The organism is Pseudomonas sp. NPDC090203, assembly GCF_044746765.1.
GTDB classification, from domain to species: Bacteria; Pseudomonadota; Gammaproteobacteria; order Pseudomonadales; family Pseudomonadaceae; genus Aquipseudomonas; species Aquipseudomonas putida_AD.
Genome location: NZ_JBIVCV010000011.1, coordinates 129,109 through 148,586, shown reverse-complemented (window position 1 = coordinate 148,586; position 19,478 = coordinate 129,109). Strand labels below are relative to the sequence as shown.

Genomic DNA, 19,478 nt, shown 5'->3' with positions numbered 1-19,478 from the left:
GGTAACACCCGTGTTCTCCCAATTCGCCCTGCACGAACGCCTGCTCAAAGCCGTGGCCGAACTCAATTTCGTCGAGCCTACGCCTGTGCAAACAGCGGCCATTCCGCTGGCGCTGGAAGGACGCGACCTGCGGGTGACGGCGCAAACCGGCAGCGGCAAGACCGCCGCGTTCGTGCTGCCGATGCTCAACCGCCTGATCGGCCCGGCCAAGGTGCGCGTCGACATTCGCGCACTGATCCTGCTGCCGACCCGCGAGCTTGCGCAGCAGACCCTCAAGGAAGTCGAGCGTTTTTCCCAGTTCACTTTCATCAAGGCCGGCCTGATCACCGGCGGCGAGGACTTCAAGGTCCAGGCCGCCATGCTGCGCAAGGTCCCGGACATCCTGATCGGCACCCCTGGCCGTCTGCTGGAGCAACTGAACGCGGGCAACCTGGACCTCAAGCAAGTTGAGCTGCTGGTGCTGGATGAAGCCGACCGCATGCTTGACATGGGCTTTGCCGAAGACGTCGAGCGCCTGGCCGGCGAGTGCGCCAACCGCCAGCAGACCATGCTGTTCTCCGCCACCACCGGTGGTTCGGGCCTGCGCGAGATGATCGCCAAGGTGCTCAAGGATCCACAGCACCTGCAGGTCAACAACGTCAGCGAACTGGCCGAAGGCACCCGTCAGCAGATCATCACCGCTGACCACAACGTGCACAAGGAACAGGTCCTGCACTGGCTGCTGGCCAACGAGACGTACAAGAAGGCGATCATCTTCACCAACACCCGCGCCATGGCCGACCGCATCTATGGCCGTCTGGTCGCGCTGGAGTACAAGACCTTCGTGTTGCACGGCGAGAAGGACCAGAAAGACCGCAAGCTGGCGATCGACCGTCTCAAGCAGGGCGGGGTGAAGATCCTTGTAGCCACTGACGTCGCGGCCCGTGGCCTGGACGTCGAGGGCCTGGACATGGTCATCAACTTCGACATGCCGCGCACCGGCGACGACTACGTGCACCGCATCGGCCGTACTGGCCGTGCCGGCGCCGAGGGTCTGGCGATCTCGCTGATTACCCACGGCGACTGGAACCTGATGTCCAGCATCGAGCGCTACCTGAAGCAGAAGTTCGAGCGCCGCACCATCAAGGAAGTCAAAGGCACCTACACAGGACCGAAGAAGGTCAAGGCGTCGGGCAAAGCCGTGGGCGTGAAGAAGAAAAAGACCGACGGCAAGGGTGACAAGAAGGGCGACAAGAAAAAAGCCGTCGCCAAGGGCCCGACCAAGCGCAAGACGGTGAATCGTCCTAAGGCCGAGTCGCTGGTCAGCCAGGACGGAATGGCGCCCCTGAAAAAGCGCGTGACCCGTCCCGCGGTCAGCGAGTAACCCACGCCCTACACTTGTAGGAGCGCGCTTGCCCGCGATTATTGTGTCTCTATGACGCATTTATCGTCTGACACACCGCAGTCGCGGGCAAGCGCGCTCCTACAGGGGCTGATCTATCCGTCGGCTTTTTTTGCGGCTTCATCCATCTCCTTCAACCGCTGATCGATCAACTGGCATTTGTCCGGCAGATCCTTGGATGCGGTTTCCAGTTGCATGTCCTTGATCTCCTGATTCAGCTCCTTGGCCTTGGCCGGGTTCTGCTGAGTCAGTTTCTCGACTTCCTGCGCCAGTTGTTCGCGCTTGGCTTGTGCCTCCTCGGGCGTGCAGGCCCAGAGGGGCGTGGCCGCCAGCAGCATGAGCGCAGCGGTAATGCTTGTCAGGGTTTTCATGGGTGGCCTCTGTATCCAGTGCGGGCTTACTTGAATGGAGGCGCAAGGAGAGGGGAAAGTTCAGGCATTGACCGCTGGGCCAGCCGGCTGAACGGCTACCGCTACGCCCGGTCACAATTCTGAGCACCAAGCCCGCTGGCCGGACGTCACGGGTTTTCATCCCTGCTCCTGGAGGTTGGATATGTCTGACAAATACGACTGGGATCTGATCGAACGTCTGCTGCATGAGGTGCAAAACAGCGCCGACAAGCCGTTTGCTCCCCGCAAATACGCCGAGGAACACGCCGCCGCCAAGGCCGCCGAGGGTGAAAGCACCGGTGACCTGGACGCCCTGAAAATGCGCGCTGCCGACTTTGAGGCGTTGCTGTTCAAACGCGGATTCATCGAATCGCGTCCGGAAGAAGAGGGCGGCAATGGCGAGAATTTCGTCCTGACTCCGCGCGGTGCGAGCCTGCTGGCGATGATCGACAGCAGCATCCCAGGCAACGACCACCCGCGTCAGGTGCTCGATGAGCAGGCCGATGCGCTGGACCCGGACACCTTTGACGAGGTGTCGTCCAAGGCGCAGGTGGCATAGCGGGAGACCGTTGTAGGAGCGCGCTTGCCCGCGACGGCGGTGTGTCACACGATGAATGCGTCACAGATACACCGCCATCGTCCGGATGCGGCCCAGGCCAAGCGCGCTCCTACGGGTTATGTGTTTTTGACGGCCTTCAAGCAACTCAGATTATTGAAATCCTGCCGCACGTCCGCGATCTTCTCCATCAACTTCTGACGCTGCTCCAGTGAGCTTTGCGCCATCAGGTCGCTGATCAACGCTATCGCCGCTTGCTCGGTATGGTCGTAGGCCGCGCGATATTCGGGCGTCCAGAACGTTTCGCGATCCTGCAGCAGTTTGGCAATCTTCTGATCGAAATCCGGCGCCTGACGCTGTTTGACCGCCGTCACGAGCAATGACTGCCAGTGGGCGCGGTTGTCGATCCACAGGCGGTTCTGCTCCCCCAGCGAAGTTGACCACTGCATCACGCGCTCGCGTTGCACCGGACTGAGTTTGCCGATCCACGGGTTCAGACGTTTTTCCATGCGCTGTGCGCGGTCGGCGACCTGGCGGTCCAGTGGCTGGTCCACGTATTCGGATTCGTGCTTGCGCATGTCCTTGGCAAAGGCCGCTTCCATCTCCGCCACTTGCTGGTCATTAAGCTGACGCAACAATTCGACCGCCGACGGCGTGATCTCCCGCGAAACGGTGGCAATGGCCTGACGCGCTTCGGCGGTGCGCGCCTTGAGTTGGGCTTCGTTGACCTGATTGCTCTGCACCATCCCCTCAAGGCGATCGAGCCAGGCCAGGTAGTCGGGAATCTGCGTGGTGCAGTGCCAGCTCAGGTGCTCCTTGAGGCGCTCGTCGAGCCAGTCCTTTTGCGTGGCATTCATGTCCAGGTAGTCGTTGAGCGACCAGGGAATGATGAGGTCCAGATGCCGGTACGTCAGACCGATCTGACTGCAGCCCGCCAGCAGCATCAGGCTCAGCCACAACGCAATGCAGGTCTTGAACAGGGTACGCATGACAGCTCCTTGCCGTTTCGTCTCCCAGTTATAGAGCAAGCCGGGCCGTGGCGGTTCAGCCCATCAGAAGAATGAGCGCACCACTTTGAGCGTCACCGTGCTTTCGCACTGGCTGTTATGCCCGCTGTAGGCGGTGCAGCTCGCGCCGCTCAGGCTCGAACCGCTGTACATCAGGTTCATGTCCATGCCGAGCCAGGGACGGGAGACGTTGAACGACCAGTCGTTATAAGCGCTGACCATGCCACCACCGTCGATGATGGCCGGAGAGTCGAGCTGGTGATTGCCGTATTGCATGCGCATGTCCAGGCCCAGCGGCACGATCCCGCCAAGGTCCAGGAACAGAGTGCTGTCCTGGCGCCCGGCGTCGGTGCTGAAAGCGGTGCCGATGCGGCTGTCGAAGATGCGAAACCCGGCGTACAGCTCGTGGCTGTCGATCTGGTCGGTGTTGGGGTAGCTGTAGCGGATGACGCCCAGCTCGTAGCCCAGGGTCTTGTCGAACGGCTTCTTGAAGCCCATGTATGAATCGACTTCCAGCGTGGTGTCCGGCGTCAGCCCTGCGCTGGGGGACCATTGGCCGAAGTAGAAGCCGCTCTCGTGGGTCAGGTCCAGGCCGCCATGAAACGCCGAATCCCCCGCGCTGGGCGTCACCAGCCCCTGGGCCATGCTGCGGCTGGGCGTGGTGCCGAGCTTGAGGCTGAAGTCGCCAAGATCGCGCTCCATCACCTGGGCGCTGGCGTGCGCGTGCACCAGCAGGGCACAGACGAGCAGGGCAGTGGTCTGCCGGTTGAAAAGGCGAGCATGAGGCATGCTTCACTCCTTGGGATTGCGAGGAGTGGATCGAAAATGTCCTGTCGGCGTTGTGGCAAAACCCCGATGATACGACAGGAACCGCGAGCTAGAGCCTCGCAAGCATACCGGCGAATGCCGCGATGTTTCGACCGCTGGTCGATTCGTCGCAGAAAATCCGAACTTCGCGATCAGTTGTTCTGGGAAATCAGCTTGTTGACCACCACCAGCGCCTGGGCAAATGACGGATAGCCGCTTTTGGCGACGTCCAGTTCATCGTATTTGAGGCGGTACATGTGGGCCTTTTCCTGGTCTACCGATCCCGACAGCTGCGCCAGCAATGCGATGGACAGCGGGTACTTGCGATCGGCCGATTCCTGGAGCATGTCGTGGACCTGAGAGCCCGAGGCGTTCAGGCGCAGTAACAGCACGGCCTGATAAAACTCGGCCTCGCCGGTCTTGTCCTGGCGAGCCGCGCGGGCCAGCAGCGCATTGGCCAGCTCGTAGCTCTCCTGGCGGCGTTCGTTGATGATCCACTTCGCCTGGAGCATGTCATTCTGGAAAAGGAGGTAGTCCGTGCGGCAGTTGCTGCCTACGGTGGCGGTGTCACAACCGTGTGTCGCACATCCACCCAGGCCAACGCATAGCAGTGCGCCGAGAAACATCCATTTTTTCATGTAGGGGTTCCGCAGAGATGTCTGGTGATCAGGGCATCGTCCAGCCTGTACGCCTGGGTCGTTCAGGACGAACGCATCATGACGTGACAGTAAAGCAGAGCTTTTTCGGAACAGCAGGGCGATGGACCTGGCGCCCTGGAATCAAGGCGCCTGGATGTCGACCGCGCAGGCGGGGAAAAATTTACTTTTTACCCAGGGAGATCTGCTTGGAGGTGGTGTAGGTCTGGCCGCTGACGCCTTTGGCAATCTGCTGGATTTCACCGCCGGATTTCAGGAAAGCTGCGATCTGAGCGTTGATCGAGTCGCTGGTTTCAACGGCGGGAGCAGGCTTGGCTTTCGACTGGGATGCTTTTACGCGCATGGCTGTAATTAACCTATAAAAAATTAATACGGCCGGCCATCTTATCTCACTGGCCACAAAATAGCCCGGTAAATATAGCCTTGACAGCCAGTGGCCCGAATTTCACGAGGCTATTCATTTCCCGGAACAATCGTCTAACTGCCTGTTTTAATTGCCGGCTTGCCGGATTTTTGCGAGCTCATTGGGCTGCGATATCTTCGCCGCAACCTGACGAGCGGCCCGCCTGCCGAACCGGTCAAGCTGTCCGGTGCTGCCAATACCTTGATTTTCAAGGCGTGGCGAAGGCTTCGAGGCGGCTCGTTCGCAGGACCGCGAATGTGCTGCCAAACTCGGGTAGAATGCCGCCCACGTTATGAGGGTATCTGCACATGGCTTTAATCGGGCGTTACAACAGTTTGCAAGTGGTTAAACATACAAACTTCGGTCTGTATCTTGATGGGGCACAAGATGGCGAGATATTGCTGCCCAATCGATATATTCCCAAGGATACGCCCAGTGAAGATGAAGACTGGCTTAATGTGTTCATTTACATGGACAGCGATGACAAATTAATCGCAACGACCGAAAAGCCGAAAGTGCAAGTCGGTGAATTCGCCAGCCTCAAAGTGGTTGAAGTCAACAGCATCGGTATCTTCCTGGACTGGGGCCTGCCCAAGGATCTGCTGCTGCCGTATTCCGAGGAAAAACGCCCGCTCAAGGCCGGTGACTACTGCGTGGTGCACGTCTACCTCGACAAGCACACCCGCCGCATCACTGCCACCACGCGCCTTGACCGTTACCTGGACAAGACGCCTGCCAACTACAGTGCAGGCCAGGAAGTGGACCTGCTGGTGGTGGAAGAAACCGCGATGGGTTTCAAGGCCATCATCAACAACCGGCACTGGGGCCTGATCCACAAGAACGAAGTGTTCAAGTTCCTGCGTTCGGGCAAACAGGAGAAAGGCTTCATCAAGGAAGTGCGCAGTGACGGCAAGATCAGCCTGAGCCTGCAACCGGTGGGCGAACAACTGGCCACGGGCCTGAATGCCAAGATCATCGGCAAGTTGCGTGAAAACAACGGTGTGTTGCCGGTAAGCGACAAGAGCGATCCGGCGGTCATCAGTGACCTGTTCGGCGTGAGCAAGGGCAACTTCAAGAAGGCCATTGGCGCGTTGTACAAACAGGGCCAGATCGTGATTCACCCAGACCGCATCGAGCTGGTCTGACCACGCTGTTCACCAGAGGATGGTCCCATGAAACGACTGCTCGGCGCGTACCTGTCCACTCTCGCAGCGTTCCTGCTGCTCGACGGGCTCTGGCTTGGGCTGTTGATGGGGCCGACCTACCGCGACTGGCTCGGACCCTTGATGCTGGCGCAGCCGGTGATATTGCCGGCGGTGCTGTTCTATCTGATCTACGTCGCCGGTATCGTGGTGTTTGGCGTGTTGCCTGGGGTGCGCGCGTCGAGCCTTGGGCATGCGGCGGGCCACAGTGCGCTGCTGGGGTTGATGGCCTACGGCACCTATGACCTGACCAACTGGGCAACGCTTAGCGGCTGGCCCGCGCAACTGGCGCTGATCGACTGGGCCTGGGGCACCTTTGCTTCGGGCGTGGCAGGCGCGGCGGGCTACCTGGTGGTACGCCGATTTGGTTCTCTGTAGGAGTGAGCTTGCTCGCGATGGCGGCTTGTCAGGCACTCATGCAATAACTGACATACCGTCATCGCGAGCAAGCTCACTCCTACAGGAACGTGGTCTACGCGCAATCCCGATATAACCGGGCGTCCCTGAAGCGTTACTTCTGCACAAACCCCGCAAAACTCAGGTTCGCGCCGTTGGGACGCATGTCCTTGAGGTACGAATCCTTGTCCGCCGACAACTCCAGGCTCACCGTGGACTTGCGCTTGCCTTCGTTGCGAATCACCACGCCTTCCTTGTGCTCGCGCAGGAATCTGGTGGTCACTTTCAGGTGGATCAGCTCATCGGTGCTGGGGGTGTGCAGCAGCAGGTGCAGCCATTCGTACTGACCCACCGCCAGGCGGCTCACTGGGAGGTCGAACCACCAGATGTTGCGCTTGTGGTCCAGTACCGCGAAGTGGGTGTTGTTGGTGCCCAGCACGGCACCGCCCAGTTGCTCATTGCGGCGCGCGATGGCCTGCTGTTTGTCGAGTTTCATAATGTTCCCGGGATCTGATGTTTCGTGAACCTGACGCTGCATGATAGGCGCAGGTCGGCTCGGCCGCGCATTCTCCGGGGTTGCGGGGCAAACATAAAGTCAAAACTCATCTCGCGTCGTGAAAAGCGCCGTTACATCTGCTCGCGAACCGCTGGGAAAAATAATTGAAACTCTGCGCGACACAGGCCAGTCAACCGTTGCGTCGAGGTGATGACACCTTTCAAGCCCAGGAGAAATTCCCATGAGCAGCACTACCGATAAAGTAAAAGGCATGGCCAACGAAGCAGCCGGTAACGTCAAGCAGGGTGTAGGCAAGGCGACCGACAACGACAAACTGCGCGCAGAAGGCAAGGCGCAAGAACTCAAGGGCGAAGCGCAACAAGCGGTTGGCAAGACCAAGGACGCCGTGAAAAAAGGCGTCGACAAGGCCTGACGGCCATCGCGCTTGCAGGATCATGACCTCAAGCGGAACAAGTGAATGAACGATGACGGCCATCCCTTGATGGCCGTCATCGCATCCGGTCAAAGATGTCCTGAAACCAATCAGACATGGCAAAAGTGCTTAACTCTATGTAAAAACCCGGTCCGTACAGGCGGCCGCACGGAATTTCAGAGCGTTTGCTCGCTCGTATAGGTGAATGTGTTTCAGATACGTCTACGTCGCGAAAGGAGACGCCATGATATTCCCGGATTTGCGCCAGTTACGTCTGTCGACGGTGCTGGTCAGAACGGTCAAAGAGTTTCTCGACGACGAGATGTCGACCTACGCCTCGGCGCTGGCCTACCAGATGCTGTTCTCGCTGTTTCCGTTCCTGCTGTTCCTGATCGCCCTGATCGGTTTCCTCCACCTCCCTGATTTTTTCAGCTGGCTGCGCTTGCAGTCCGAGCTGGTGCTGCCGCCCATGGCCCTGGAGCAGGTCAATCCGGTGATTGACCAGTTGCAGCAGTCCAAGGGTGGATTGCTGTCGATCGGTATCGTCATCGCGTTGTGGAGTGCCTCGGCGGGCGTGCGCCTGATGATGAGCGCCATGAACGCGGCGTATGACGTGGTCGAAGAGCGTCCGGTGTGGAAGCGCATTCCACTGTCGGTGCTGTACACCGTGGGCTTTGCCGGGATGTTGCTGGCGGCTGCTGCGCTGATGGTTACGGGCCCTGTGGTCATGAACTGGCTGGCTGCGCAGATCGGCATGGAAGATTTCATCGTCACCTTGTGGACCATCCTGCGCTGGCCGGTGATCATTCTGCTGCTGATGATTTCGGTGGCGACCATGTATTACGTCATGCCCGACGTGGAGCAGGAGTTCCGCTTCATTTCTCCTGGGTCGGTGCTGGCGGTGGTGGTGTGGATTCTTGCGTCTCTGGGCTTTGCCTACTACGTGAAGACGTTCGCCAACTATGACGCCATGTACGGCAGCATCGGGGCGATCATCGTGCTGTTGCTGTATTTCTACATCTCGGCCTCGGTGTTGCTGCTGGGCGCGGAGATGAATGCGGTGATCGAGCACATGTCCGCGGAAGGCAAGGACAAGGGCGAGAAGGTCGCCGGTGACGGCGGCGTCGATTCGACCTACACCAAGCAGCATGTCTCGGGCCTTGGCCGTGATCACTCCCTTGATCACGACGATCTGCAGCCTGACCCGGTGTTGCGGACCGACAAGCACTGACCGGTTTTGTGGCAGGATGTGTCTGAACGGCGCATCCGCCCACTGACAAGGTTCTCTCATGATCCATGAAATTCTGAAGATGGGCGATGAGCGTCTGCTGCGCATCGCCCCGCCCGTACCCCAATCGATGTTCGGCTCCAAAGAGCTGAAGACGCTGATCGACGACATGTTCGAAACCATGCGCAGCGTCGGCGGAGTCGGGCTCGCGGCGCCGCAGATCGGCGTAGACCTGCAACTGGTGATCTTCGGTTTCGAGCGCAGCGAGCGCTATCCGGATGCCGAAGCGGTGCCCCAGACCATCCTGCTCAATCCCCTCATCACGCCGCTGGAACAGACCCTTGAAGAAGGCTGGGAGGGTTGCCTGTCGGTGCCGGGGCTGCGCGGCGTGGTCGACCGTTACGAGCACATTCGCTACGAAGGCTTCGACCCCGATGGCAAGGCGATCCAGCGCGTTGCCCGGGGCTTTCACGCGCGGGTAGTGCAGCACGAATGCGACCACCTGATCGGCCGCCTGTACCCGTCACGCATTACCGATTTCAGCCGCTTCGGGTTCACCGAAGTGCTGTTCCCGGACATGGACCCGAATGCGGATGATTGATCGTTGATCGCCCATCATCTGGCACCCTCGAACCTGTAGGAGTGAGCTTGCTCGCGATAGCTACATGCCTGACACACCGCTATCGCGAGCAAACTCACTCCTACAGGGTGGGTGTCTGGCCTGAGAGTAACGACAGCCTCACTTCCCCGGCTTGATAAACCGCAAGGTCATGCGATCCGACTCGCCGATGGCCAGGTATTTGTCTTTGTCCACGTCACCCTTGACCAGCGCCGGTGGCAGTGTCCAGACGCCGTCGGGGTAATCCTTGGTGTCCTTGGGGTTGGCGTTGACTTCGCTTTCGCCGGCCAGGGTGAAACCTGCGGCCTTGGCCAGGCTGATCACGTAGTCAGTGGGCAGGTAGCCGTTCTTCTCGTTGTCCCTGGCGGTGGTGCCTGGCTTGGCGCGGTGGTCGACCACGCCCAGGGTGCCGCCCGGTTTGAGCACTGTGTAGAACGCCTTGAAGGTCGCTGCTTCGTTGCCGGCATCCACCCAGTTGTGCACGTTGCGGAATGTCAGCACGGTATCGGCCGAGCCCGGCTTGCCGAACACCGGCGCCTTGGGCAGGTACTGGACCACCTCGACCTTGCCGTAATGCGCAGGGTCGGCTGCGTATTTCTGCTTGAGGCTCTCAGCGGACTTCTTCGCGTAGTCGCTCACGGTCGGGTCGACAATCGCCGCCACATAGTGCCCCTTGTCCTTGAGCAACGGCGCCAGCAACTCGCTGTACCAGCCGTTGCCAGGGGTGATTTCGATGACGGTCTGGTCGCTGCGCAAACCAAAGAATTGCAGCGTCTGCTCGGGATGACGGTACTGATCGCGGGCCGCGTTTTGCGGCACGCGCCAGTCGCCCTTGAGCACCTGGGCGAACTGTTCGTGGCTGACGTTGGACGTGGGGGCGGGGGTTGCGGCAGAGGCATGTGTCGCGGCAAAAAGCGCCGCAAGAGAGAAAGCCAGAAGCGTCGGTTTCATGTGCGTCCCGTTCAACTGCATGAGGTGATGGGCGAGGCTAGCACGCGCCACCGGGCAGCGGATGGCACATTTGGTTTGGTCGAGATAACCAATTGATCTACAGGATTTTCATCGCTCGTTGCACCTAGTGATATGACTCAGGTGCAGGAGTGAAAATGCCCAATTATCTCGACGACGCCCAGCGTGACGACATCACCCGTCTGCGCGCGTCCTTTACCGGCCGCACCGAGTGGCCGACCTGGTTGCTGTTGATCGGCGTCTACAGCGCCTGGCCTGGGTTGCTGCTGCTCAGCCCGCAACTGGGTCTCTGGCCGACCACCCTGCTGCTGATTCCTCTGCTGGTGTTGTGGATGTCGTTGCAGCACGAGCTGCTCCACGGCCACCCGACGCGCTGGCTATGGATGAACAAGGTGCTGGGCTACGCGCCGTTCGCGGTCTGGTACCCCTACACGCTGTATCGTGACACCCACATGCAGCACCATCGTGACGAGGACCTGACCGTGCCGGGGCTGGATCCGGAAAGCCGCTACCTCAGTCAGTCGGGCTGGCAGCGCACGGGCCCGGTGATGCGCCTGCTGCGCTGGCTCGACAAAACCCCGCCCGGACGTCTGGTGTTCGGTGTTCCCCTGGCGCTGGGCAGTCTGGTCGTCGAGCAATCCGAACGGCTGGTGCGTGGCGACGACAAAGCCTGGTTCATGTGGTCGACCCACGGCTTCTTTCTGTTGCTGATGTTCAGTTTCATCGAGCGCGTCAGCATCATGTCCGGCTGGCACTACCTGCTGTTCATCACGATTCCGGCGCTGGCGATTTCCATGGTGCGCTCCTACTACGAGCACCGCCCCGACGAGCATCCGCAGCAGCGCACGGTGATCAACGAGGCTGGCTGGCCGTGGCGCTGGCTGTTCCTGAACCTCAACCTGCACCTGGTGCACCACGACTTGCCGGGCTTGGCCTGGTATCACATTCCCACTGTGTACCGCGCCCGGCGCGAGCAGTGGCTGGCGCGCAGCGGTGGTTTTCTGCTGCCGGGGTATGCTGAACTCTTTCGCCGCCACAGTTTCAACCCTGTGGACAGCCCCCAACATCCTCACGTCTAGCGCCGGTAACTGAATATGGCCCAGGGTTTCGCCGAATTATTGATGTATGTCAGCCCTGAGCGGGTGGAGCAGGCCCAAGGTCGCTGGCTGGCGCGTGTGCTTGAAATTCTCAGGGCTGAGCGCCTGGATGCTGCTGGTCTGGACCTTCACGCGCTATGGCGCTCGCCGCAATTGCTGCTGACCCAGACCTGCGGCTATCCGCTGATGACGGCGCTGCGCGGGCAGGTGCAAGTGGTGGGGCGGCCGGTGTATGAGCTGCCCCATGCCAGCGAGGGTTTTCATTGCAGCCTGCTGGTGGCCCGCGCCGATGACCCGCGCGAGCAACTGGTGGATTTTCGCGGCAGTCGCGGTCTCATCAACTCAACCGACTCCAACTCGGGGATGAACCTGTTGCGCCATGCCTTGGCGCCGTTGCAGCAGAGCGGCCGGTTTTTCGAAACGGTGTCGGTCACCGGTGGGCATCGCAACAGCCTTGCGGCGATCAAGCAAGGGCGGGGCGATCTGGCGGCCATCGACAGCGTGACCTTTGACTACCTGGCGCGGGATGCCAGTGACGAAGTCGCGGGGTTGAAGGTGATAGGCCGCACGGCGGCGGGGCCCTGCCTGCCGTACATCACCCGGCTGGAGGCGGATGGGGAAGGGATTCGCCGGGCAATGAACCAGGCGCTCAGGGATTTGCCTGAGGTGGCGGCGGTGTTGGCGATCCGGGAAGTGTTGCCAGCGAGCGAGGCGGATTATCAGGTGCTTCTGGACTATCAGCGCCAGGCGCGAGAGGCGGGTTTCGAATTTCCGTAGCAGCACGGCTTGCCGGCGGGGGCGTCGTGTCAGGCAACGCATGTGTAACTGACCCACCGCTCCCGCCGGCAAGCCGTGCTGCTACGGGGGGCCTGTTTGTTATTCAAATTGGATCTATAAGCAGTATTTTTAGGTATTTTTAGCGCATAAGCGTCCCTTGCTAGGATGGCCTCACCGGAACACCGGACAGAACCATCATCCATGCCAGGGGAAGTCCCATGTCCGGCGCCGAATTCGCCCATCGCCACACGCTTGGCGAGCTGTTCAATTCGCATTACCGCTGGTTGTGCGAGCGTCTGAGCCGTCTCGACGGCCATGACAGCGCCCAAGACATTGCCAGCGAAACCTTTGCCCAGTTGCTGGCCTCGCCCAGCGTGGTGCCGATCCGCGAGCCCCGTGCACTGCTGATTACCATCGCCCGGCGCCTGGTCTGGCAGCGCTGGCGGCGGCGCGATCTTGAGCGCGATTTCCTGCAAGCCCTGGCGATAGACGACCTGCAGCCGGGCGATTCTCCGGAAGACCTCGCCGCCACCCTGCAAGGCCTGGCGCTGATCGAGCGGCGCCTCAATCGCCTGCCCGCCAAGGTCAGGACCACCTTCATGCTCGCCCGCGGCGATGGCCTGACCTACCCCGAAATCGCCCGGCACCTGGGCATTTCCATGCGTTCGGTCAGCAGCTACATGCAGAAAGCTGAAACCTGTTGCCTGCGCGCAGGTCTGGAATGAAACGGGTGCTGTGCTAAACCCAACGCAACCCTTCCTTATCAAGAGCCTCACCACGAGAGACAACAATGACATCGATCAAACAATGGCTGGGCGGTTCGCTGCTGGCGCTCTCTGTGCTGGCGCATTCGGCGTACGGGGCGGACAAGGCCGCGCCGATCCACTTCGGGGACATCACCTGGGAAAGCGGCAGCCTGATCACCGAGATCCTGCGCACCATCGTCGAGAAGGGCTATGGCTACCCCACCGACAAACTGCCGGGCAGCACCGTGAGCCTTGAGGCCGCGCTGGCCAAGAACGACATTCAGGTGATCGGCGAAGAGTGGGCCGGACGCAGCCCCGCGTGGGTCAAGGCCGAGGCCGAAGGCAAGGTGCATGGCCTGGGCGACATCGTCAAAGGGGCGACCGAAGGCTGGTGGGTGCCGGAATACGTCATCAAGGGCGACCCTGAGCGCGGCATCAAGCCGCTGGCGCCGGACCTGAAATCGGTGGCGGACCTGCCGCGCTACAAGGACGTGTTCAAAGACCCGGAATCCCCGGACAAAGGCCGCTTCCTCAACAGCCCCACCGGCTGGACCTCGGAAATCGTCAACACCCAGAAGCTCAAGGCCTACAAGCTCAACGACAGCTTCGTGAACTTCCGCACCGGCTCCGGTGCTGCGCTGGACGCCGAGGTGGCCGCGTCGATCCGCCGTGGCAAGCCGGTGCTTTTCTATTACTGGTCGCCGACGCCGCTGCTGGGCCGCTTCAAGCTGATCAAGCTCGAAGAGCCGCCGTTCAACGAGGCTGCATGGAAAACCCTGTCCGATGCCAGCAACCCCAACCCCATCGGCTCAAGCTCCCTGGCGGCGCACCTGGCAATCGGCGTTTCCGAGCCTTTCGCCAAGCAGTACCCGGATTTGGTGACCTTCTTCAAGAAAGTCGACCTGCCCATCGATCAGCTCAACAAGACCTTGGGCGAGATGAGCGAAAAGCGCCTGGAACCGGACGCCGTGGCCAAGTCCTTCCTCAAGGATCACCCGGAGATCTGGACACCGTGGGTGCCTGGGGACGTCGCGAAGAAAGTGACCGCCGGGTTGTAATGGCGATTAACGCGGGTTTAAATTTCAAACTGGCGACCCCAGCAACCATGCGCCATGCTCATGGGTGGTCATCGATCCACCCGTGAGACCCGCCATCATGAACACTCCACGATCCCCCCTCGATACCCCACGTCTGATCCTGCGCGAACTCACCCCCGACGACACACCGGCACTGGCGAGGATTCTGGGCGATGCCCAGGTCATGCGCCATTCGGTGCGCGGCGTGATGAGCGAGCAGGCCACCGGCGAGTTCATCGACTGGTGCCGCCGGTCCTATCGCGTCCACGGTTTTGGCCCGTGGGCGGTGCAAGACAAATCCTCCTCAACCTTGGCCGGATTCTGCGGTCTGAATGCCGAGCGCGTGGACGACGCCGATGAAATCGAGATCGGCTACCGCCTTGCGCCTTCGTTCTGGGGCAAGGGACTGGGTACGGAGGCGGCACGCCGTGCGCTGAGCCACGGTTTTGACAAACTCAGGATTGACTCGCTGATCGCCATTGTCGAGCCGGCCAACGTCGCCTCGGTCAAGGTCATTCAGAAGCTGGGCTTCAGCGGCTTCATCCATAGCCAGTATCACCGCCACGGCGTGCGGATCTACCGCATGAACGCCCGGCAATGGTCATCGCGACCCACGCGGGAGGAGTGACTGGAAAACCGTTGTTCAGCTGCTAGCGTCACCCTGCAGTCAATGCGTTGATCACATCGATAAAAGTCGCCGGGGAGAGGACATGGGATATAGCAGATCGACTGCGTTGACGACTGTTCATGGGCTGCTGTTGGGGATGTTGCTCATCGCGCCGGGCGTGGCGCTGGCGGCCGAGGCTGCGCCGGTGCCGCCGAGCGCCCTGGCGTTCGTCCAGGATCGGCATCTGGGGGAAAGCCTGGGCTGGCTGGGGTACCAGGTCGCCTCGCGCACACCGACCTTCGCCACCATTGTCGAGACCGTGGGGCGCACCAAGGCCCAGGAGATCGTCCAGGACGAGTTGCAGTACCTGCAGCCGCAATACCAGCAGGAATGGGACCGCAACCTGGCGGCCGCCTACGCGGCGTCTTTTACCGCCGAAGAGCTCACGGCGCTGGATGTGGGCGATCCGCCGCCGGACGTCGCCAAGAAATTCCGCGACAAACAGCGCGACGTCGGCACCGACATGAAAGCCCGCTCAAGCAAGCTGCTTGAAGTCTATGTGTCCACTTCACTGGACAACGCGCTGAAAAAAGCCAAGCCTTAGCATTCGTTTTCAATCAGGGGGAAACCATGGACCCATTCATGCAGGCGGCCATCGATGAAGCGCAAAAGGGCTTGGCCGAGGGCGGCATTCCGATTGGCTCGGTGATTGTGCACGACGGCAAGATCATCGGCCGCGGCCACAACCGCAGGGTGCAGGAAGGCAGCGCGATCAAGCACGGCGAAATGGATGCCTTCGAGAACGCCGGACGCCAGCCGGCCCGTGTCTACCGGGAGGCGACGCTGTACACCACGCTGTCACCCTGCGCCATGTGCAGCGGCGCGATTCTGTTGTACGGCATTCGCAAGGTGATCGTCGGCGAAAACCAGACGTTCATGGGCGAGGAAGAATTGCTGCGCGGTCGCGGCGTGCAGGTGGACGTGGTGCACAACCCGACCTGCATCGGCCTGATGAAGCAGTTCATCGCCGACAAGCCTGAGTTGTGGAATGAGGATATCGGCGAGTAACACTCTGCCCCCGTAGCAGCACGGCTTGCCGGCGGGGGCGTCGTGTCAGGCGATACATCTGTAACTGACACACCGCTCCCGCCGGCAAGCCGTGCTGCTACGGGGTGTGGGCTATTCCAATTGCAACGTCGAACTGAACTGGCTGATCGCATCCACCACATGCCGTGAACCCTGCTGAATCTCCAGGATCACCTCGCCCGCTTCATTGGCCAGCTCGACCCCGGTGCCGGTGCGGCTCAGGCTTGACTGCATGCTCGACACCGCGCTCCTGGCCAGCTCGTTGTTCTGCCGCACCACGTCGACGATTTCCACCGTCGCCTTGCTGGTGCGCGCCGCAAGCCCTCGCACCTCATCGGCCACCACCGCAAAACCACGGCCATGTTCGCCGGCGCGGGCCGCTTCGATGGCGGCGTTGAGCGCCAGCAGGTTGGTCTGGTCGGCGATGCCGCGAATGGTCTGGACGATGGTGGCGATGATTTCCGACTGTTTGTTCACCGCGTCGATGCTGCGCGCGGCCTCGTTCAGGTCGCAGGAAATCTGCTCGATCACCTCGACTGTCTGCTGGACCACGCTCGAACCCTTCTGAGCGCAGGCGTCGGTGCGCACCGAGGTGTCATGGGCAGTGGTGGCGGCGCTGCGCTGGATGGTGACCTGATCGGTGATGTCGCTGGCAAACTTGACCACCTTGTACAGCCGGCCCTTGGCGTCGAACAGCGGGTTGTAAGTGGCCTCCAGATACACCGACTGGCCGTGCTTGTTCACCCGTTCGAAACGATGGGAATGGTACTCGCCGCGATTGAGCGACGCCCAGAAGGCCTTGTACTGCGGCGAATCGACTTCGGCGCGGGTGCAGAACATGCTGTGGTGCTGGCCGACCACCTCGCCCAGCGAATAATGCATGGTGGTGAGGAAGTTATCGTTGGCGGTAATCACCCGGCCGTCCGGGGAGAACTCGATCACCGCCATGGAACGGCCGATGGCGTTGATCATGCTCTGGTTCTCGTGATCCTTGTAGGCGCGCGCGGTGATGTCCGACGCCACCTTGATCACGCTCTGCACATTGCCGTCGTTGTCGTGCACTGGCATGTAGCTGGCTTCCAGCCAGATCTCGCGGCCGGATTTATCCAGGCGCATGAAGGTGCCGCACAACGGTTCGCCGCGAGCCAGGTCGCGCCACAGTTTGCGATAGGCGTCGCTGTCGCAGAACGCTTTCTCACAGAAGATGCGGTGGTGTTTGCCCACCAGCTCGCCAGGCTCGTAGCCCATGGTCCGGCAGAAGTTTTCGTTGGCTTCGAGAATGATGCCATCGGGGGTGAACTCGATCATCGCCATGGAACGGCCAATCGCGGCGAGCTTGGCCCGGGACTGGCACAGTGCGGCGGTGGATACCTGCAACTCGGCTTCGACGGCCTTGCGGTGTGAATTGAACATCTGCCACCTACCTCGATAATGACGAAACGGCGGCCTGAATGACCGTCTTCCTTGATGGGCTACACGGGAATCGACACCGGAGATGCCGGCTTGAGTCATGGCGGGATGACATCAGTAACCAGGGAGCATTGCAGCAGACGGCTGAAAGCCGCGGGCCAGAGCGTCAGGTGGGGAAATTCACAAAGGGATGCCGACCGTCTGATCGCGGTCGAAGCGATCAGTGGTCGTCGAGCGGGGGAGAATTTTGCCGGATGCGACGGACAATCCATATGCGCGACCCACTTCCTGTGCCGGAAACCGCTGCAACCCTTGCCAGGCCGTTCATGGGGTGGTCAGCGGCGGTTGCTCGAAGCATAGACAAGGGCTCAGCGGATGCAATCCGGATGGTGGCATTTTCGTATCCGATTGCGTGGGCGTTCGCATTACGCGCTGCGATCAGCGTTGCAAGTGCGCGGCCCCGAACAATTGCACTTGCTGCAGCGCGCCTTCCTGTTCGATCAGGCGCACCGGCGCCGTGCCGCCGGGCATCACCACCTCGACCATCCCGGCATTGACCCAACCCGCCAGCCAGGCGGCGGAAGCCACGGCGCTGGCGCTGGTGCCGGAAGAGGCCGTCGGGCCTTCGCCACGCTCGAACACCCGCGCCATGATGCGGTGTTCTCCTTCTTTCGCCGCCCATTGCAGGTTGACCCCGGCAGGGCACGGATCGCCCTTGCCAAACTCGCCCGCTGCGAAGGCAATCCGCGTGAGCGCCGGATTGAGCGGCGCCTGGTGCAGTTGTTCGAAACCGGGCAGGGCGTCGATGGCTGGCACCAGCGTCACGCAGTGAGGATTGCCGACGCGCACGAACACGCTGCTGTGCCAGTCGGGGTGCAACTCGGCCAGGCGTTCGACCCGGCTGACGCGTACCTCCTCAAGCAACGCTCCACGCACGCCCGGCCCTCTGGCGCCCACCGCGTCGGGGCCGAAACCTGGGGTGCCGATGTCCAGCCAGAAGCCTGGGGTGCCATCGATCTCGGCGGGAACGACCTGGGTGGGCACGGGGCTTTCGCTGTCGTGGTTGTCGTGATGCACGCGCAGGGTGAAGCCTTCGCCATCGGGTGCGCGACCGGTGTCGGTCAGTGACTGGGCAAAAATGGTCAGGCCATTGCCGCTGCGTTCGGCCAGGGTGCCGTCGGTGTTGACGATCAGCACGTCGAAGGGCGCGGCGTCCTGAAACGGCCCCACCAGCAGGCCGTCCGAACGGTGGGACTTGCTGCCGGCCGGGCGCTGGCCTTCGGGCCAGTCACAGATGGCGCTGACCGCGTGTGCGCTCCAGCTTTGTCGGGTCAGCGCCGCCTGGGCGGCAGCATCAGGAAGGTCAACGCCCAGCGCACGTAGCGCCTGGGGAGAAATCACGGCGTAGATGTTGCCGCGTGCATCGTAAAAGGGGGCCATGGCGGGTCCGCAGGCAGGATCGGGAGCTGCATTAAATCATGGCCGCCGTGGGACCTCACACCACCAGCGTGCCCCAGGCCGAGAGCAGCAACAGGATCGCCATCGCCTGGTTGAAACGCTGCATGCTGCGGGCGGTGCGAAAGACTTTCCCCGCGCTCACGCCCAGATAGGCCCAGGCGCACATGCAAGGAATCGCCACCAGAAAGAACACCAGCGACAGCCACGCCACCCGCGTCAGCCGGTCACTTTCGTGCCCGGCGAAGACGCTGACCACCGCCAGCGCCATCATCCAGGTCTTGGGGTTGACCAGTTGCAGTGTGGCCGCGCCCCACAGGCCGAGCCTGGGCCCGCGGCTTTCGGCTGCCGGGTCGATGGCCTGCGCAGGCGCGCTGAAAATCTGCCACGCCAGCCAAGTGAGCCAGCCGATACCGGCCCACGCCATCACAGTCTGGACCTGCATGTGCCGCGCCAGTGCATCGCCGAGCCCGGTGCCCACCAGCAGCACCAGCAAAGCCGCCCCAGCGCAGGCGCCGACGACGATGGGCGCGGTGCGCAGCATGCCGTAGCGCGAGCTGTTGGTCAGCACCAGAATATTGGTCGGCCCCGGGGTGATGGAGGCGACGAAAGCGAACAGCAGAAACGGCAGGAAGCTTTGCAGGGTTTGCATGGGAAGACTCGGCAGCAGTGGATCATGGGG

General features: G+C 61.4%; 23 protein-coding genes and 2 pseudogenes. 14 read left to right on the top strand and 11 right to left on the bottom strand.

Going from position 1 to position 19,478, the window contains the following annotated elements; genetic code table 11:
* The first annotated feature begins 10 nt into the window (after nt 1-10).
* Complete coding sequence (locus ACIPO9_RS19770) at nt 11-1,363, top strand: DEAD/DEAH box helicase (RefSeq protein WP_400782920.1); 1,353 nt, start codon at nt 11-13, stop codon at nt 1,361-1,363.
* Nucleotides 1,364-1,476: 113 nt separating this feature from the next.
* On the opposite strand, the gene ACIPO9_RS19765 is transcribed toward ACIPO9_RS19770, so the two are convergent.
* Nucleotides 1,477-1,752, bottom strand: a complete 276-nt coding sequence (locus tag ACIPO9_RS19765; RefSeq protein WP_400604377.1) for a hypothetical protein — start codon at nt 1,750-1,752, stop codon at nt 1,477-1,479.
* Nucleotides 1,753-1,933: 181 nt separating this feature from the next.
* Here ACIPO9_RS19765 and ACIPO9_RS19760 point away from each other — a divergent pair, with 181 nt between their 5' ends.
* The gene (locus tag ACIPO9_RS19760) at nt 1,934-2,329 is read left to right on the top strand and encodes a transcriptional regulator (protein WP_274134327.1); all 396 of its coding nucleotides are present in this window, start codon (nt 1,934-1,936) and stop codon (nt 2,327-2,329) included.
* Between the two features lie 116 nt (nt 2,330-2,445).
* Here the strand turns inward: ACIPO9_RS19760 and ACIPO9_RS19755 are convergent, their stop codons facing one another.
* The 4 genes from ACIPO9_RS19755 to ACIPO9_RS19740 all read right to left on the bottom strand — a co-directional run bounded on the left by ACIPO9_RS19755 (nt 2,446) and on the right by ACIPO9_RS19740 (nt 5,139).
* Nucleotides 2,446-3,315: a DUF6279 family lipoprotein gene (locus tag ACIPO9_RS19755; RefSeq protein WP_400782919.1), complete on the bottom strand. Its 870-nt coding sequence runs from the start codon at nt 3,313-3,315 to the stop codon at nt 2,446-2,448.
* 63 nt (nt 3,316-3,378) lie between these two features.
* Entirely contained in the window at nt 3,379-4,122 is a 744-nt protein-coding gene (locus tag ACIPO9_RS19750) for a TorF family putative porin (RefSeq protein ID WP_400782918.1), read from the bottom strand.
* 170 nt (nt 4,123-4,292) lie between these two features.
* Complete coding sequence (locus tag ACIPO9_RS19745; RefSeq protein WP_400604370.1) at nt 4,293-4,778, bottom strand: hypothetical protein; 486 nt, start codon at nt 4,776-4,778, stop codon at nt 4,293-4,295.
* A gap of 181 nt (nt 4,779-4,959) precedes the next feature.
* Nucleotides 4,960-5,139: a hypothetical protein gene (locus ACIPO9_RS19740; RefSeq protein WP_274134331.1), complete on the bottom strand. Its 180-nt coding sequence runs from the start codon at nt 5,137-5,139 to the stop codon at nt 4,960-4,962.
* A 368-nt stretch (nt 5,140-5,507) separates the two neighbouring features.
* Here ACIPO9_RS19740 and ACIPO9_RS19735 point away from each other — a divergent pair, with 368 nt between their 5' ends.
* Both ACIPO9_RS19735 and ACIPO9_RS19730 read left to right on the top strand, forming a co-directional pair.
* Nucleotides 5,508-6,344 (top strand): S1 RNA-binding domain-containing protein, encoded by an 837-nt coding sequence (locus tag ACIPO9_RS19735; RefSeq protein ID WP_274134332.1) that lies wholly within the window; start codon nt 5,508-5,510, stop codon nt 6,342-6,344.
* Between the two features lie 27 nt (nt 6,345-6,371).
* Nucleotides 6,372-6,779, top strand: a complete 408-nt coding sequence (locus ACIPO9_RS19730) for a DUF2177 family protein (protein WP_274134333.1) — start codon at nt 6,372-6,374, stop codon at nt 6,777-6,779.
* A gap of 133 nt (nt 6,780-6,912) precedes the next feature.
* Here the strand turns inward: ACIPO9_RS19730 and ACIPO9_RS19725 are convergent, their stop codons facing one another.
* Nucleotides 6,913-7,293, bottom strand: coding sequence for a hypothetical protein (locus tag ACIPO9_RS19725; protein ID WP_274134335.1), 381 nt, complete (start codon nt 7,291-7,293; stop codon nt 6,913-6,915).
* Nucleotides 7,294-7,534: 241 nt separating this feature from the next.
* On the opposite strand from ACIPO9_RS19725, the gene ACIPO9_RS19720 reads away from it, so the two are divergent.
* The 3 genes from ACIPO9_RS19720 to def all read left to right on the top strand — a co-directional run bounded on the left by ACIPO9_RS19720 (nt 7,535) and on the right by def (nt 9,555).
* Entirely contained in the window at nt 7,535-7,726 is a 192-nt protein-coding gene (locus tag ACIPO9_RS19720; protein WP_274134337.1) for a CsbD family protein, read from the top strand.
* A 244-nt stretch (nt 7,727-7,970) separates the two neighbouring features.
* Nucleotides 7,971-8,957 carry a YihY/virulence factor BrkB family protein gene (locus ACIPO9_RS19715; protein WP_274134339.1) on the top strand — a complete coding sequence of 329 codons (987 nt, stop codon included), beginning with the start codon at nt 7,971-7,973 and terminating at the stop codon, nt 8,955-8,957.
* A gap of 58 nt (nt 8,958-9,015) precedes the next feature.
* Nucleotides 9,016-9,555, top strand: coding sequence for a peptide deformylase (def, locus tag ACIPO9_RS19710; protein ID WP_274134341.1), 540 nt, complete (start codon nt 9,016-9,018; stop codon nt 9,553-9,555).
* 138 nt (nt 9,556-9,693) lie between these two features.
* Here the strand turns inward: def and ACIPO9_RS19705 are convergent, their stop codons facing one another.
* Nucleotides 9,694-10,524 (bottom strand): class I SAM-dependent methyltransferase, encoded by an 831-nt coding sequence (locus ACIPO9_RS19705; protein ID WP_274134342.1) that lies wholly within the window; start codon nt 10,522-10,524, stop codon nt 9,694-9,696.
* A 155-nt stretch (nt 10,525-10,679) separates the two neighbouring features.
* On the opposite strand from ACIPO9_RS19705, the gene ACIPO9_RS19700 reads away from it, so the two are divergent.
* The 7 genes from ACIPO9_RS19700 (at nt 10,680) to ACIPO9_RS19670 (ending at nt 15,913) form a co-directional block, all read left to right on the top strand.
* Nucleotides 10,680-11,621 carry a fatty acid desaturase gene (locus tag ACIPO9_RS19700; protein ID WP_400782917.1) on the top strand — a complete coding sequence of 314 codons (942 nt, stop codon included), beginning with the start codon at nt 10,680-10,682 and terminating at the stop codon, nt 11,619-11,621.
* A 15-nt stretch (nt 11,622-11,636) separates the two neighbouring features.
* Nucleotides 11,637-12,416, top strand: a complete 780-nt coding sequence (locus ACIPO9_RS19695) for a phosphate/phosphite/phosphonate ABC transporter substrate-binding protein (RefSeq protein WP_400782915.1) — start codon at nt 11,637-11,639, stop codon at nt 12,414-12,416.
* A gap of 218 nt (nt 12,417-12,634) precedes the next feature.
* Nucleotides 12,635-13,141, top strand: a complete 507-nt coding sequence (locus ACIPO9_RS19690; RefSeq protein WP_400782914.1) for a sigma-70 family RNA polymerase sigma factor — start codon at nt 12,635-12,637, stop codon at nt 13,139-13,141.
* A gap of 65 nt (nt 13,142-13,206) precedes the next feature.
* Nucleotides 13,207-14,220 carry an ABC transporter substrate-binding protein gene (locus tag ACIPO9_RS19685; RefSeq protein WP_274134272.1) on the top strand — a complete coding sequence of 338 codons (1,014 nt, stop codon included), beginning with the start codon at nt 13,207-13,209 and terminating at the stop codon, nt 14,218-14,220.
* Between the two features lie 97 nt (nt 14,221-14,317).
* Nucleotides 14,318-14,866, top strand: coding sequence for a GNAT family N-acetyltransferase (locus tag ACIPO9_RS19680; protein WP_400782913.1), 549 nt, complete (start codon nt 14,318-14,320; stop codon nt 14,864-14,866).
* Nucleotides 14,867-14,948: 82 nt separating this feature from the next.
* Complete coding sequence (locus ACIPO9_RS19675) at nt 14,949-15,449, top strand: hypothetical protein (protein ID WP_400604350.1); 501 nt, start codon at nt 14,949-14,951, stop codon at nt 15,447-15,449.
* 26 nt (nt 15,450-15,475) lie between these two features.
* Entirely contained in the window at nt 15,476-15,913 is a 438-nt protein-coding gene (locus ACIPO9_RS19670) for a nucleoside deaminase (RefSeq protein WP_274134270.1), read from the top strand.
* Between the two features lie 111 nt (nt 15,914-16,024).
* Here ACIPO9_RS19670 and ACIPO9_RS19665 read toward each other — a convergent pair.
* The 4 genes and pseudogenes from ACIPO9_RS19665 to ACIPO9_RS19650 form a co-directional block, all read right to left on the bottom strand.
* Nucleotides 16,025-16,462 (bottom strand): annotated as a pseudogene (locus tag ACIPO9_RS19665) (methyl-accepting chemotaxis protein); the annotation flags it as partial.
* 99 nt (nt 16,463-16,561) lie between these two features.
* A pseudogene (locus ACIPO9_RS19660) lies at nt 16,562-17,344 on the bottom strand (PAS domain-containing protein); the annotation flags it as partial.
* A 435-nt stretch (nt 17,345-17,779) separates the two neighbouring features.
* A complete protein-coding gene (locus ACIPO9_RS19655; protein ID WP_400782912.1) occupies nt 17,780-18,781 on the bottom strand; it encodes a diaminopimelate epimerase in 1,002 nt (333 codons plus the stop codon).
* A gap of 55 nt (nt 18,782-18,836) precedes the next feature.
* Nucleotides 18,837-19,448, bottom strand: a complete 612-nt coding sequence (locus ACIPO9_RS19650; protein WP_400782911.1) for a LysE family translocator — start codon at nt 19,446-19,448, stop codon at nt 18,837-18,839.
* Nucleotides 19,449-19,478: the final 30 nt, after the last annotated feature.

Excerpts from the sequence above, each read along its gene's own strand:
- ACIPO9_RS19765 (WP_400604377.1), bottom strand. The coding sequence starts at position 1,752 with ATGAAAACCCTGACAAGCATTACCGCTGCGCTCATGCTGCTGGCGGCC.
- ACIPO9_RS19760 (WP_274134327.1), top strand. The coding sequence starts at position 1,934 with ATGTCTGACAAATACGACTGGGATCTGATCGAACGTCTGCTGCATGAG.
- ACIPO9_RS19755 (WP_400782919.1), bottom strand. The coding sequence starts at position 3,315 with ATGCGTACCCTGTTCAAGACCTGCATTGCGTTGTGGCTGAGCCTGATG.
- ACIPO9_RS19750 (WP_400782918.1), bottom strand. The coding sequence starts at position 4,122 with ATGCCTCATGCTCGCCTTTTCAACCGGCAGACCACTGCCCTGCTCGTC.
- ACIPO9_RS19745 (WP_400604370.1), bottom strand. The coding sequence starts at position 4,778 with ATGAAAAAATGGATGTTTCTCGGCGCACTGCTATGCGTTGGCCTGGGT.
- ACIPO9_RS19740 (WP_274134331.1), bottom strand. The coding sequence starts at position 5,139 with ATGCGCGTAAAAGCATCCCAGTCGAAAGCCAAGCCTGCTCCCGCCGTT.
- ACIPO9_RS19735 (WP_274134332.1), top strand. The coding sequence starts at position 5,508 with ATGGCTTTAATCGGGCGTTACAACAGTTTGCAAGTGGTTAAACATACA.
- ACIPO9_RS19730 (WP_274134333.1), top strand. The coding sequence starts at position 6,372 with ATGAAACGACTGCTCGGCGCGTACCTGTCCACTCTCGCAGCGTTCCTG.
- ACIPO9_RS19725 (WP_274134335.1), bottom strand. The coding sequence starts at position 7,293 with ATGAAACTCGACAAACAGCAGGCCATCGCGCGCCGCAATGAGCAACTG.
- ACIPO9_RS19720 (WP_274134337.1), top strand. The coding sequence starts at position 7,535 with ATGAGCAGCACTACCGATAAAGTAAAAGGCATGGCCAACGAAGCAGCC.
- ACIPO9_RS19715 (WP_274134339.1), top strand. The coding sequence starts at position 7,971 with ATGATATTCCCGGATTTGCGCCAGTTACGTCTGTCGACGGTGCTGGTC.
- def (WP_274134341.1), top strand. The coding sequence starts at position 9,016 with ATGATCCATGAAATTCTGAAGATGGGCGATGAGCGTCTGCTGCGCATC.
- ACIPO9_RS19705 (WP_274134342.1), bottom strand. The coding sequence starts at position 10,524 with ATGAAACCGACGCTTCTGGCTTTCTCTCTTGCGGCGCTTTTTGCCGCG.
- ACIPO9_RS19700 (WP_400782917.1), top strand. The coding sequence starts at position 10,680 with ATGCCCAATTATCTCGACGACGCCCAGCGTGACGACATCACCCGTCTG.
- ACIPO9_RS19695 (WP_400782915.1), top strand. The coding sequence starts at position 11,637 with ATGGCCCAGGGTTTCGCCGAATTATTGATGTATGTCAGCCCTGAGCGG.
- ACIPO9_RS19690 (WP_400782914.1), top strand. The coding sequence starts at position 12,635 with ATGTCCGGCGCCGAATTCGCCCATCGCCACACGCTTGGCGAGCTGTTC.
- ACIPO9_RS19685 (WP_274134272.1), top strand. The coding sequence starts at position 13,207 with ATGACATCGATCAAACAATGGCTGGGCGGTTCGCTGCTGGCGCTCTCT.
- ACIPO9_RS19680 (WP_400782913.1), top strand. The coding sequence starts at position 14,318 with ATGAACACTCCACGATCCCCCCTCGATACCCCACGTCTGATCCTGCGC.
- ACIPO9_RS19675 (WP_400604350.1), top strand. The coding sequence starts at position 14,949 with ATGGGATATAGCAGATCGACTGCGTTGACGACTGTTCATGGGCTGCTG.
- ACIPO9_RS19670 (WP_274134270.1), top strand. The coding sequence starts at position 15,476 with ATGGACCCATTCATGCAGGCGGCCATCGATGAAGCGCAAAAGGGCTTG.
- ACIPO9_RS19655 (WP_400782912.1), bottom strand. The coding sequence starts at position 18,781 with ATGGCCCCCTTTTACGATGCACGCGGCAACATCTACGCCGTGATTTCT.
- ACIPO9_RS19650 (WP_400782911.1), bottom strand. The coding sequence starts at position 19,448 with ATGCAAACCCTGCAAAGCTTCCTGCCGTTTCTGCTGTTCGCTTTCGTC.